The sequence below is a fragment of the Marivirga harenae genome (assembly GCF_030534335.1).
GTDB lineage: Bacteria > Bacteroidota > Bacteroidia > Cytophagales > Cyclobacteriaceae > Marivirga > Marivirga harenae.
The window spans coordinates 3545076-3558958 of the sequence record NZ_CP130565.1; the positions used below are offsets into that span (position 1 = coordinate 3545076).

At 35.4% G+C, this 13883-nt stretch carries 11 protein-coding genes and 1 tRNA gene; 3 read left to right on the forward strand and 9 right to left on the reverse strand.

Features of this window, described 5'->3' with window-relative positions; translation table 11 throughout:
* The first annotated feature begins 79 nt into the window (after nt 1–79).
* Nucleotides 80–2038: a DUF3352 domain-containing protein gene (locus Q3Y49_RS15055; RefSeq protein ID WP_303269272.1), complete on the forward strand. Its 1959-nt coding sequence runs from the start codon at nt 80–82 to the stop codon at nt 2036–2038.
* 185 nt (nt 2039–2223) lie between these two features.
* Here Q3Y49_RS15055 and Q3Y49_RS15060 read toward each other — a convergent pair whose 3' ends face one another.
* From Q3Y49_RS15060 to Q3Y49_RS15080, 5 genes are all read right to left on the reverse strand, one after another.
* Complete coding sequence (locus Q3Y49_RS15060; protein WP_303269273.1) at nt 2224–3060, reverse strand: M57 family metalloprotease; 837 nt, start codon at nt 3058–3060, stop codon at nt 2224–2226.
* A 419-nt stretch (nt 3061–3479) separates the two neighbouring features.
* Nucleotides 3480–3552: transfer RNA gene (locus tag Q3Y49_RS15065), tRNA-Thr, on the reverse strand.
* A 134-nt stretch (nt 3553–3686) separates the two neighbouring features.
* The gene (locus Q3Y49_RS15070; protein ID WP_303269275.1) at nt 3687–5729 is read right to left on the reverse strand and encodes a DUF349 domain-containing protein; all 2043 of its coding nucleotides are present in this window, start codon (nt 5727–5729) and stop codon (nt 3687–3689) included.
* Between the two features lie 66 nt (nt 5730–5795).
* Nucleotides 5796–6374, reverse strand: a complete 579-nt coding sequence (locus Q3Y49_RS15075) for a YqgE/AlgH family protein (RefSeq protein WP_303269276.1) — start codon at nt 6372–6374, stop codon at nt 5796–5798.
* 1 nt (nt 6375) lies between these two features.
* On the reverse strand, nt 6376–6960 hold the full coding sequence (locus Q3Y49_RS15080) for a MiaE family protein (RefSeq protein ID WP_303269277.1): 585 nt from the start codon (nt 6958–6960) through the stop codon (nt 6376–6378).
* A gap of 109 nt (nt 6961–7069) precedes the next feature.
* Between Q3Y49_RS15080 and pdxH the strand changes: the two genes are divergently transcribed.
* Both pdxH and Q3Y49_RS15090 read left to right on the forward strand, forming a co-directional pair.
* Nucleotides 7070–7711 (forward strand): pyridoxamine 5'-phosphate oxidase, encoded by a 642-nt coding sequence (gene pdxH / locus Q3Y49_RS15085; RefSeq protein WP_303269279.1) that lies wholly within the window; start codon nt 7070–7072, stop codon nt 7709–7711.
* An 87-nt stretch (nt 7712–7798) separates the two neighbouring features.
* On the forward strand, nt 7799–8944 hold the full coding sequence (locus Q3Y49_RS15090; protein WP_303272116.1) for a glycosyltransferase family 2 protein: 1146 nt from the start codon (nt 7799–7801) through the stop codon (nt 8942–8944).
* Between the two features lie 55 nt (nt 8945–8999).
* Here Q3Y49_RS15090 and Q3Y49_RS15095 read toward each other — a convergent pair whose 3' ends face one another.
* The 4 genes from Q3Y49_RS15095 to Q3Y49_RS15110 form a co-directional block, all read right to left on the reverse strand.
* A complete protein-coding gene (locus Q3Y49_RS15095) occupies nt 9000–9467 on the reverse strand; it encodes a pyrophosphohydrolase domain-containing protein (protein ID WP_303269280.1) in 468 nt (155 codons plus the stop codon).
* Between the two features lie 122 nt (nt 9468–9589).
* Complete coding sequence (locus Q3Y49_RS15100; RefSeq protein ID WP_303269281.1) at nt 9590–11440, reverse strand: hypothetical protein; 1851 nt, start codon at nt 11438–11440, stop codon at nt 9590–9592.
* Between the two features lie 10 nt (nt 11441–11450).
* Nucleotides 11451–12626, reverse strand: coding sequence for a ChbG/HpnK family deacetylase (locus Q3Y49_RS15105; protein ID WP_303269282.1), 1176 nt, complete (start codon nt 12624–12626; stop codon nt 11451–11453).
* Nucleotides 12626–13810 (reverse strand): hypothetical protein, encoded by a 1185-nt coding sequence (locus tag Q3Y49_RS15110; protein ID WP_303269283.1) that lies wholly within the window; start codon nt 13808–13810, stop codon nt 12626–12628. The genes Q3Y49_RS15105 and Q3Y49_RS15110 overlap by 1 nt, the downstream gene beginning before the upstream one ends.
* Nucleotides 13811–13883 lie beyond the last annotated feature (73 nt).

The window sequence follows — 13883 nt, forward strand, 5'->3', positions numbered from 1 at the left end:
TACAATTAAGGCCTTACTAAATTTCAATCGCTTAAATCTTTACCTATTTTTGAACTTCTGCTTTTAAACCTATAAGCTCATGAAAAAAGTCATCATAGCGGTCATTATTTTTATCCTTGCTATAGCTTTAACTTATGTCTATTTTTTTCATCTTCAACCAGTCAAAAAGAATAATCCTTTAATGGCAGTACCGAAAGATGCCAGCATGATTTTTCAATTGGAAAACCCTTTTGAAGAATGGAATGAAATCTCCGACAACCAGATTTGGAATTATTTAAAAACCAACCCCTATTTCAAAGAGATTGGTCAGGAACTGGACAGCCTGACTGTTGATATGAAAAATAATAAGAGCCTCTACGAAATGGTGATGAACCGGCCAATGGTGATGTCTATTCATAAAACTAGGCCAGATGATTACGACTTCCTTTATGTGATTGATTTACAACGCGCTACACAATTCAATTTTGTTAAAAATTACATTCAAGACTTGGATGAAGACATTGAAAATGTTTATTCTAGAGACTACAATGAGCAGGAAATTATTGAATTTAGCTTTGCTGACTCCCCAACTACCTATTATCTCTACATTCATGAAAATCTTTTGAATGTTTCATCCACTCATACTATCATTGAGCAATCAATAGATCAACTCAAAAAACCTGATATAATTCGTGATCTTGATTTTGTTGACATAAGCAATGAATTAGGCTCAAACGACATCAATATGTACATTAACTATGAAGCATTCGCAGACTATTTAACGATCTGGATGTCACCCAATAGTACTGAGACTCTCAAAACACTAAAATATAGTGGTATGTCATTAGAAGCTACCGAAAATGTTTTTTCGGTAAAAGGCTATTCTAGCCTGACCAATGAAAAGTCTAATCTCCTTTCGGCTTTGATGAAATCTGGTAAAGGAGAAGTAAATGCTGGAACTATAGTGCCGGGAAATGCCTCTTACTTCATGAGTTTAGGTTTTGACAATGCGCAAGATTTTTACACTCAAATGGAAGTAGTCCTAAAAGCGGCTGAAGACGGACCGTCATATTTAGAAAGTAAGGCGAAGATTGAAGACTACCTTAAAATCTCAATTGAGGATGATTTCTTAAGTTGGATTGATAATGAGATTTCTTTAATCCAGCTTAATTCTGAAAGTAATCAAAATGAAGTTGAATTAGCTGTAGCTATCAAACATAAAGACTTAGACGATACCAAAGAACGGCTCGATTTTATAGCTCAGCAGATCAAAAAGAAGACTCCCGTAAAGTTTAAAGGAATTAAATACAAAGGCTATGACATCCAATTCCTGTCCATAAAAGGTTTTTTTAAGTTAATGTTTGGAAATGCATTCAAAGGGATTGATAAACCTTATTACACAATTATGGATGATTATGTAATATTTAGTAATTCTCCACGCACGATTGGTAAAATCATTACTGCGGTGAATGAAAAAACCACGCTTGATCACACGAAGGAGTATGCTTTGTTCATGGAGAATTTCGCTTATGAATCAAATCTGTTTGTTTATATCAGTGCAGAGGAATTGGTGCTGGATGCAAAAAAATTATTGGATAATGAATCTTGGCAGGAGTTAAAACCCCATACCACATACTTTCAAAGTTTTCCTATGATCGGCATGCAATTTACAGTAGATGGAGATTTAATGAGGCATCAGATGCAAATGAATTATTTGAATCATGAACAAATGAGCAATTGGAAAGCCTTGGTTCAAGAAAGTAGCACTGTGCAAGAGGAGGTGGCTGACACAAGCAAAACTGAAGAAGAAGAAGAAATAATCGCTGTTGAGGAAATCCTACCTGAGGATCTCAATAGTAAAACTTTTATAGAATATTTCGACAATAAGGAAATTAGATTTGAAGTATCCCTAAAAGATGGCTTGAAGCATGGCCGCTATTTCCAGTATGATAGTTTGGGGAATATGATCATTAAAGGAAGATATAGAGATGACGAGAAGTCCGGTAGCTGGCGTTATTATGATGCAGAGGGTAATCTGATTAGGAAGGAAAGATTTTAAAATAAGGCCTGAATGTAAGCAAAAAATTATTTGTACAGCATAAGATAATTCAAGCGACTGGTTCCTGAATGACCATTTGAAGCAATAAGGATCTACCAAAAGAAAATAGCATCAGGAAAATTCCTGATGCTATTTAACTGTTTTATTTCTATAAAACCGCAACACCATTTAAATAGGACACGGATTTAATATAAATAATCTAAAGCTACTTGATCATCTCCATTGAACGGTCTGTTACTGCCGTCAGTACATGATAGCATCCAAGATGCATCTGCTAAAGAGGCTCCTGTTGGTGTGCCAGGAATGTGGTTAGCACCAACGCCACCATTGCCTTCGTTGGCAGTAGAGCCACCACAGCTAATACTCCTATCAAAATAATCAGTATGACGGAAACCAATACAATGTCCCATTTCGTGTGCAATAATAGTTGCAATGCCATCTGTGCTTAAGCCATAAGAAGATTCTAAAACACCACTCATTTTTATTTCACCGAAAGGCTCGCAAGATGAAGTTGGAAATCCAGCAGAACCTAAAACGCCTCTTCTTTCATCTCTTTTACTTAATCTTGTCATCACGATATCAGCTTGATTTTGGTTAAAAACCCTCTGAAAAGTTAAGGTCAGGTTTTGTGCATTAAAGCGGTTAATAGCTTCTTCAAGTCCGGCAATCATAGCAGAACTATAACCTTTTCTACCTCCTTCTGCAGCATACATAGTAATTGTTCTTGGTCCGCAAACCAAGTTGTCTGTACTATACTGCTCAGCATTGGGCAAAAAGCTAGGCTTCTTCATTTCTGCGATCGTTTTATCTGTCAAGTAAATATCGCCTTCCACAAGATAACCATCTTCAAATATCATAGGGGCCTGATCATAAACATTGAAGCCTAAGTCTTCTAATTGTTGGATCACAGTAGGATCAACGGAAAGTTCATCTACCGTTAGTGTCTCCTCTTCCTGACAAGAAATGAATAATGTAGCGCATGCAAATAACGCTGTTGCAAGTAATTTTGATTTTTTTAACATTTTGTAAGATTTTAATTAAAAGTTATGTAATCCTATCAAAAATTATTTGCTTTTACAAACATTATTTGGCTTAAATATATATTTGAAACTTTTAATATTTATGTAATTAATTATTACCACACTTTATTTCTATTTTAACACCTTTCTCACATTATTATTTTGTACACTAATTAAGTATAGTTTGTTAATTGTGTAGGTGAAAAAGGCTCTTACAAGGAAGTTGAAAGCTATTAAATGACTTTACTTAGTTTGTGACAACTTCCTATTCGATTCAAACCTGAAGCTCCACCTATTCCTAGGTGTTAAAATTATTGGGGTGTATAAAAAGATAAATAATTCAGAGCAATTGTCTTTGACAACATTAAAAATCAGGACACAAAAAAAGCCATTCGCAAAACTGCGAATGGCTTTAGATAATGAGCCTCCTGTCGGGCTCGAACCAACGACCTACTCATTACAAGTGAGTTGCTCTACCAGCTGAGCTAAGGAGGCTTTAGTTCATTTAGAAAGACTTTCTAAATGCTGCAATCAGTTATTAACCTTTTGTTATCCCTGAATGCGGATGCAAATATAAAGGCTGTTTTTATTAATCCAAACCCCTTTACTAAAAAATATTAAAGAAATTTTTAATCAATTGAACGAACTATACGTAACTGCTTCTTTAACAGGGAGATTTCCTTTTCGGCTTCTTCAATTTTAATTTCAAATTCCTGTTTTACTTTATCCGCTGTTTTTGAAGACGCAAAAAATTCCATATTATTTTTCCAGGTTACAATATCATTCTGTAAGTCACCGATCTTTTTCCTGATGGAATTTTCTTTTTGATTCAATTTACGATCAGAATTTGGACCAGACATAATTTTGGTAATCTGAGCCATCAATTTCACCTTCTCCCTCTGCTCGTCAGATAACACATCTTCTGATTTATCAATAAAGTTTTGTACTGCAGTGGAGAAATCTTCTTTTACCTTTTGAATAGCTTCTTTAGGGACGAATCCAATCTTACCGTAAGCCTGTTCGTACGCTTCCAGTTGATCTAAGTCGCCAGGCTCTAATTGATTTATTTGCGAGATGATATCTTCCTTTGCTTTCAGATTTGCCTCAAACTCTTTCTGAGCATCTTTAGAACCAGCTCTTTTGTTTTCAAAAAACTTATCACAAGCAGATTTAAATTCTTTATATATACTTTCTCTAAACTTCTCAGGAACTGGCCCTACATCCTTCCACTGCCTTTGTAATCCTTTTAATTGATCTGCCGTTTTATTCCACTCGGTGCTTTCGGATAGTTCTTTCGCCTTTTCAACAAATTCCTGCTTTTTCTTCAAGTTCTCTTCGCGCATGCTATCCAAACGCTTAAAGAACTCATGTTTGTTAGCAAAAAACTGTTTGAAATTACCCCAGAAGCTTTTATTAATTTCCTTTGCATTTTCCTTAGGAACTTGTCCAGTGGCCTCCCATTCTTTTTGAATAGCTAGAATCTCCTTCGTCTTGGCATTCCATTCTTTAATTCTATCAGAATTGAAATCAAGATAGGGCTTCAATTTTTCAATTATCACCTCTTTTTTCTCAAGATTTTCGGTTTGAATCTCTTTTAGATTCTTTACAAATTCTTTTCGCTTTTCGTAAATAGCATCTGAAGCGGCTTTAAACCTTTGCCAAAGTGGCTCTTGTTCTTCCTTAGGAACAGGACCAATATGCTTATATTCTTCGTGCAAATCGTTCAAATGCTTAATCGCATAAGGGACATCTTCGGATTGCGCTAATTCCTCTGCTTTCACACAAAGCTCCACTTTAGCTTGAAGATTCTTCTTCCTGTCAAGTTCCTTTAATTCAAAAAGGATGCTTCTTTGATCATAGTATCGATCTAAAAGGGCATTATAGTTCGCCCAAAGGGTTTTAGATTGATTACCTGGAACTGGTCCAACTGATTTCCATTCCTTTTGAAGATCCTTGATCACATTCAAACTAGTAATGGTTTCTTCCCCATCAACAAGCTCACGTAATCGGTCTAGAATTTCTTGTTTAGTTTTTAGGTTCTCGTCTTTTTGATTTTCAAGTTCCCTAAAGTGTTTTTTTCTTCTATCTCTATATAATTGGTAATTGGCTTCAAATCGATCGTTCAGTTCATCATGCTTCATTGCAAAATCACCTTCTTCTCCCCCATCTGCTAGAAATTTATCAAGGGCTTCTTTTCTTTCCGCTTCATAAATTTCATCGAATATCGGCTTTATTTCATTGATAATGCGATCCGCCTTTTTGAAGTTATCACTTTTAGAAACTTCTTTGATGGCTTCCACCAATTGTTCTTTATTAAATTCAGAATAGTCAGGCAGCTCTTCATGATCATCGTGTTCATCATCATCCTCTTCTTGCTTTTCATCCTCAGTAGACTCAGAATTGTCTTTCTGATCCTGAACTTCTACTTGCAGTTCATTCTTTTCTGATCCCTCAGCAGAATTTCCGTCCTTCTTTTGATCAGCTTCAGAACTGGCTTCTTCTTTTAATTGATTTTCTTCTGCAGGAATTTCACTTTCTATATCATGCCCCTTTTCTACTTGAGCAGAATCTTCTAACTTATTCTCTGATGTGGCTTCCACATGCTCCTTCTCTTGACCCAATTCCGAATTATTCTCTTTTGGATTTTCAGAAGTACCTTTTTCGTCTATCATAATAGTTTAACTTTCTGTAATATATTATAAGGTACAATATTAATTAAAAATTGTGAAAAGTTTCAATCAATTAAGATTGGGATCGGATGGGTAATTAGCATAAATCTTAAATCTGCCTCCCATTTTCTCCAAAATGCTTTTCCAGAGTGTTTCAGGAGGGCTACTAAAAATATAGGATGGATGAACTCCTCTTGCTATTATCCAACTATTATGATCTATTTCTTCTTGCAATTGGTTTTCTGACCAGCCGCTGTAGCCAACAAAAAATCTAGACTTTTCATGATTAAGTTCTCCTTTTTGCATTAAATTCTGCAACACGCTAAAATCCCCTCCCCAATATAAGCCATCACAAATTTTTTGACCTCCTGCTTTCAATTCTTCAATATTGTGAATAAAATGAAGTGTATTTTGTTGAACTGGTCCGCCTACATACAAATCTGCTTCAAAGCTGCCAATTTCTTGTAAGACCTCATCTACCTTTAAAATGGATAATTTATTGAGAACAAAACCAAAAGACCCTTCTTCGTTATGTTCACAAAGGAGAATCACAGTTCTATCAAAGTTATTGTCCGGCAAAAAAGGTTCCGAGAGCAATAAATCTCCTTTTTGTGGTTGTTCGATATTTTTAAATTCAAAATACTCCATTTTAATGAAGTGCAGCTTTTAATGGTAAGGCATTAAGAATATCAGCTTCCGCTACGCTCATAGCATCTAATCTATTATATACTTCTTCTTTATCAAAATAATGAAGCGCCATATCGACAAAAATTTCTCCATGCTTAGCCTCAGATGCCCACAATCTATGATAAAACTTCTTTAAGTCACTTTCTGGTAATGCCTCATAAACCATTCTAAATCGTTCTGCTCCTCTTGTTTCGACCAAGGAGGCCAGCAGTAACCTGTCCATAAATCTCTCTTCTCTACCAGACCGACAAGTTTTAATCAAATCATCCACATAATAATCTTTTTCTATTTTATGAGGTAATTGAATGCCTTTAGATTGCATAATAGCATAAACATCTCTAAAATGTTCTAATTCTTCAACAGCAGTATCAATCAGTTCGGGAATTATCTCCAACCTATCTGGAAATTTAGCAACAAAACTCATAGCCATGCCTGAAGCTTTTCGTTCGCAATTTGCATGATCTTGCAAAAAGCTATCAAAGTCATTCATTACAGTATCAATCCATTCCTGACTACTATCAACTTTTAAATCAATCCTTAACTTCATTTAGAAAATAATTTTACTATTTATCCTCCAATAATTGGAAACAATTTGAAACAATAATAATTTTAAATTCATTAAGCCACTAATAATTTAAAGAGAAATCTCAAAAAAAATGAAGCAATCCATAGCTGATATCCGAAAAGAATATACTGCACTCAGTTTAAGCGCATCCGAAGTGGACCCAAATCCTGTCAGTCAGTTTTTAAGTTGGTTCGATATGGCTCTAAAAGCCGAAATAATGGAGCCAAATGCCATGACACTATCAACTACCGATGGTAACAAACCCGCTTCTCGGATTGTGCTGCTAAAAGGCGTGGAAAATGAGGAGTTTGTATTTTACACTAACTACAAGAGCTCCAAGGGATTTCAAATGGACCAAAATCCAAATGTTTCATTGAATTTTTTCTGGCCAGAATTGGAAAGACAAGTTAGAATTGATGGCATGGTCCAAAAGGTCGATGTAGCTACAAGTGACGATTACTTTAATAGCCGTCCGCGAGGAAGTCAAATTGGAGCCTGGGTTTCTCCGCAAAGTGAAGTAATTGACACGAGAGAAGTATTGGACAGTAGATTAAAAGAAGTTGAACTTAAATTCCAAGATAAAGTGGTTGAAAGACCCTCACATTGGGGTGGATACCGTGTGAAACCAAATATGATAGAATTTTGGCAAGGAAGACCAAGTAGATTACATGATAGGATTCGATATACCATCTCTGATTCTAGGAATTGGAAGATTGATAGATTAGCGCCCTAAACGTCAGATTTATATTTTCAGCGATATGCCTATCATAAAAGGTTTGTAGTTCAACCGATAAAAGAAGAAACTTTTATTTGTGTAGTAATCCCGGTTTACAAAGAAAATGATCTTTTGCCAACCTTGGGGGCTTTAATTGAATGTGAAAAAACTCAGTTTCCGGTGGAAATTATTTTCGTTATTAACCACCCTGAAAATTCAAAGCCACAAGAAAAAGAAAAAAGTCTGCGCAGCGTTGTTCAGATTGAGGAGTTCGTAAAAAATCATAATTGCGAACTTACTTTTCACATTATCAAGGCCTATGATCTCCCTTCTAAAAAAGCCGGAGTTGGTCTAGCCAGAAAAATTGGAATGGATGAGGCGGCTTTCCGACTAAATTCAATCAATCAGGATGGGGTTATTCTATGCTTTGATGCAGACAGCCAATGTACTCCAAATTATTTAAGGGAAGTTGAAAAGCATTTCTTGGAATATTCAAATTGCAACGGGGCCTCTATTCATTATGAACATCCCTTATATTTGGAGAATGGGAAATTAAATGATGCGATTGTTCTCTACGAATTGCACTTAAGGTATTATATCCAAGCATTGAAATATACAGGCTATCCTTTTGCCTTTCATACCATTGGCTCCAGCATGGCCGTTAGATCCACTGTCTATCAAAAGCAAGGTGGAATGAACCAAAGAAAAGCCGGAGAGGATTTCTATTTTTTGCATAAAATTATTCCATTAGGAGATTTTCATAATATCTCCACAACCAAAGTGATTCCTTCAGCAAGAATATCGGATCGAGTGCCATTTGGAACTGGAAGAGCCATGAAGGAACACCAAGATCAAACCAAAGACTTAGAATTGAGCTATGATTTTGGTAGTTTTAGCGTGATAAAATCGTTTTTGGAAGAAATTGAACGAGAAACCACCGAAAATCTCCCCAATACCGTGATCAAATTTCTAAGGGAAAATAACTTTCTTTCAGAATTAGAAAAAATACAATCGCAATCCAAAAATGCGAATCATTTCAAAGAACGATTTTTTGAATGGTTTAATGGCTTTAAAATGTTGAAATTGGTTCATTTTCTAAGAGACAATTATTTTCCTGAAAAACCACTTATTTTAGATGCTAATCAGTTATTAAAAGAAATTGGCATTATACATCAAACGGAATTATCAGCCTTAGAATTACTTGAAAGGTACAGAAATTTAGATAAAGAATGCACCGGCTTCAAACAATAGTATGATAGAAAGAAAACGTTAATTTATATCAGTCAGTCCTGCAAAGACCTAGCCCTCATTGATTCAAAATACTCTTCAAATCTACCTCTGAATAATTGATCGACTTTAAAGTTTTATTGTCTGACTTTCTATAAACCAAGAAAAAGTCCTCCTTTCTTTCATAGTAAGCATCCTGATTTTGTGAGATATAATGATTGACAGTCGCTTGAGCCTCTTCTTCAGAGCGACAAACTTTGCTCATATTAGATCTTTGGACTTCCTCAAATAGTGAGGCAAACCGCTCTCCCATTCCGAATTCTAAAATGGCTCCTGCCAAGACATATTGCAGATCACACAGAGCATCTGCTGCTTCAACCAAATCTTGATTTTTAACAGCTTCTTCTAGCTCTTGGAGTTCTTCTCTAAGCAAATTCAGTCGCAACTCAGCTCTGTTTTTAGAAGGAATTTGAGGCTCTGATAATATTGGATGATTAAATGTTTTATGGAATTTGGATACGGAATTAAGTGCTTCTGCTTCTTTCATTATTGTTTATTAATTATATGTCATGAAATAATAAATAGTGCAAAATAAATAATATAAACAACAATAAGTCACTAAATGATCTTTTCAAAATAATTACATAATCCAAAAGCCAAGAAAATCAACTACTTAATTAATTTGTTTTTACTTCCTTCTAAAAAACCTTTACTTTCAAGGTCATTTTCAATAATTGACAGTATTTTTTTTGCCATTTTCCTAGAGAAATAACGCACAGGTGCTAATAATAAAACAAATCTAAGAACTGCATTGCCACCAGAGATACCCAATCTCAAAATTTGCAGAACTGCTTTAATACGGCCTTTGATCTGTTTGTAATAGGCATTTGAAATATCATTCATTGTCAGCTTAGGAAATTTGGGCACTGAATACTTGTAAATTTCAGAATTGCTCACTTCGTCATCTAATATCATATTGATATCAGGAATTATAGGTAAATAGGTTTTATTATCAATAGTGATCAGAAATCTATCGATCATTTTTTTTGTCCAACCCCTGTGAATTGGATGAACCTTTTTACCCTTCTCATAAGGTACACTCAAAAATGCTCTTAGGAAATTGCGAGCATTATTCCGACCTAAATAAAAATCGTGATGGCGGAATTTAATATCTAGAAAGCCGCCAAATGCGCCCAATGAAGCCGAACATAAAGGATATTTATAGGAACCCAAACTTTTATTATTTTCCACTTTATGCTTTACAGGAAAAATAGTGCCCATATAAGCTTTATTGGAGAACTGCTCCACCATTTCCTTGCGTTTTATTTTAGATTGATCCCATAAGGTTCCGATTATGGATGAGCCTACGTCTACTAAATTCTCTGGATGCTCGTATTCGTCATCTGGTGAGATAGTGTCTGGAAATGGGTCGATCATTACCACACCTGCTTTTTGGTATTCATGTCGTGAAACAGGATCGTCCGAATTTTCCTCCTTTGACCAAACAAAATCTTCATTCACATTATCTTTAGTTCTATGTCGAAGAATTTCAAGCACTTCTCCATATGGCTCATTATTGATAGCCCCACCATCAACTGATGTTGTATGATATTGATTTAAGGTTTTCTGATCCCAGTCGATATCGCTATTTTCAATTTGGGGATTACTTTCACCAAATTTTCTAGATATGATTCTTGTTACGGCATTCTTTAAATATGCTGCACTAAAGTCTTGATTATTGAATTCACGGTATTGCAAACCTATCGGGAAAGCACCTGTAGCTTTGGCTGTCTTTTTTAACCTATTGATTGTATTTTGAGTATCAATATCTAATGTAAAATACTCCTTATTATCTTGAAAGCTACCATCAGGCAATTTAAAATGAGAAACCATAAAGTGTTCAAAGGAAGTATGATAAGGGGCATCTTGGAGTCCAGCATCATTAGTGTTATTGGGAAATTTTACTTTTAATGGTACTCCTCGATTCATTGTATGAGAAATGATCATTTCCAAATCAGGAGCTAAATAGTTTGGTCTGGAAGAATCTGTAACTACTGAGGGCATGCTGATGGCACGATTCGCTAGTTGATCTATAAATTGAGAATTTAGCAGAGAGGATATTTTACCGCCTTTTAAGTCGTTGGTAGATAAAGCAATGTCTAAAGTCTTCAATTTGTTGTCATCTAACATACTCACCCAACTATCATAAAGTATATTATTCTTGATACCTCTTGCATTATTTACATGTTCATCAGTTACAGGATTAATTGTATTCCTTAAACCATATAAGGCGGTCATGATTGTCGCCATCCCGCCCGCTGAAGTTCCACCCATTACATCAATAACAACATTATGTTTAGGAACCTCTTCACTTTTAACAGTTTCTAGTTTCCCTTTTTTCGCTTTTTCCCATTTATCCAGGACTTCGAATATGTAATCCATTACCCCAGCGGTATAACATCCGCCAGAGACAGCTCCTGCCATTGTAAATCCCAAATGAAAAGTTTTTTGCTCGCTCATAATAGTTCTATTAATTGTTCTTTGGCTTGAATTGAATATTATATTCACTTTTTTCCCACGGCCTTTTAGATTTCAATGACATCATTTCAGCCACCCTACCATCAAAGTAGTTGGGCTTAAGTCCAGGATATCCCTGTTGTTCAGCTCTAAATTTTCTAACAAAAGCACGCTGAGACACGGGCTCATGTTGTATCAAATGGAAAACGATCTCCGCTACTCGGGAGTCATCATTATTGAAATGTTCTATCCATTTAGACAAATCATGTTGCTTTTTACTTTTTTGCCTATCATAGTTCCAAACAGGCATAAAACCCGGTGGGCCGTAGTGATCTACTATACTTGAGTCCGGGACATTGATGGTTGTCTGATTAGCAAATTCATATTGTTTAATATATTTGTCTGTTTCCCTTGCTGACATGATGTCTGCCGTTGTAATGAAATCCATTCCTATACGCTTGCCATAAGGTAGATAATTTAGTGAACGAATCGCGCTTGGTAATATATCTGCATGCTGCATGCTGAGGTTCAAAAAAGCTTCATTATAACTCAAGACATCAAAATGTGAAGAAATGTGGTCTGGCCTGCCGAACACTTTTTGAAACTTCTCCAATTGCATTTGGAATTCATCCTTAACCTCCTTTAGGTACGGATTTCTTTGATAGCCGTCATGAATCAACCAAAAGGCTTTGAAAAACCCATGATTATTGACTATTGAATTTAAATTAGTAGCTAAAGGCTTGCCAGATGCTATCGTAAAGTGCAAGCCTACATGCACCTTATTTTTTAAACTATGCTGCTCGAGAAAATTTTGCAGTCTAAACAATCGATCTAATTTTCCAGCTTTATGTTTATTTACCAAAACCGCCACGGAATTGATCCAACCATTTTTAAGTGCATATTCTATACCAGTATCTATTTCATCATAAATACCATAATCGTCTGCAGTAGCTAAAATATACTTAGTTCGAATCATAGGGATTTCACTTGAAGCATGAAATCCACCACTCCATACCAAATTACCATTATCTAATACATACCATATATCATTTCCTTCCAGGGCTTGACCTTTAATGGCATGTCGTACTTGTAGAGTGCTACCTTTTTCAATAGTTGAATGCAAAGGAGCTGACTTTGTAGGCCTGCCAACTCTGACATTAGTTTTAAGTTTGGATAGAAGGGAATACATTAGCCTACTGCATTATTTGAAGAAGTGGAATTTGACAGATTCTTTCCCTCGGTTTTAGGTTTGATTGATGTCCTAAGGCGCACTATCTTATTGAGTAGATCATACCAAAAAGGAGCACCCAATGAAATAGCAAAGGCAGTTATTAAGTAACCAATTAAACTGATAAACCAATTTTCATCCCATCGATCGGTATTACCTAAGCCTAATCCATAGTTCAATTGACTTATTTCGGATTTGATGCTTTCATAATCAAAACTCGTGGTTTGACCATCCTGGGATTCATGATATTTTATCGCTTGGTTGGTAATAAAATTTAGCATTTCTTGATTTGTGCTTAAATCCTGTGCAATTCGAATGCTATTTACATTAAATCCAATGGCAATTAAGAGCCCGATCACAAACAATAGCAAGCCCATTTTCTTTTTATACCATCCAGAAATCCTTTCCATATATTCATCATACCATCCAGCAATTTCACTCTTCATGTCCCCAATACTATGAGAGGAATTTTCCCAAATATTTTTTAAAAAGCCTTGAGCATCTGTAGAAAGCCTCACCAGGTTTTCACCCGTCACCTGTTGATGATCCACTTTCCATTGTCGAATCTTTCGTTCTTGTTGATCTATCAGGTATTTTATTTCTGCATGCATACCATTACCCGTAGCTTTGTGGTTATATGATGAATACAATTCATTTAAAACACCTAATTCATGGGTGAGGTATTGCAAATTAGCTTCAATTTCAGCGAGATCGGAAGAATGACCACTACCTAGTAGATTATGAATATTTTCAGTAGCACTTTTATTTGGCCCATGTGATAATAGTTGTACTAATACATCACTGAAAGCCTGAGACGTGATATAGGAAGGAGAAGAGTGGAAACTATTTTTACCCATATTTCTGATTGTAGATTGCTGATAAAAAAGTTTATGAAGACCTTCCTTTTTATTAGAGAAACCTTTAAAGGCATTTTTCATAGAAAGCAGAAATGATTGAAACTTATTTGGAGGGGGATATTCATCGGGCCTTCCATTTAAAATATTTCTAATGCCAGTACTAAGATTTCTCGCTCTTAATCCACAGAATGAGGCTATTGTTTCTACTATGATCGAGGCAAGCAAGCTGTACAATAAATACAGAAAAACTAAACTAATGCAAATATCAAGTATCAAAAGACCTGTCATAATAATTCAATTTGAATAAATATGACTACAAGTTCCTCCTAAAAACACTCAATATCAATACCCAAGCTTGGTC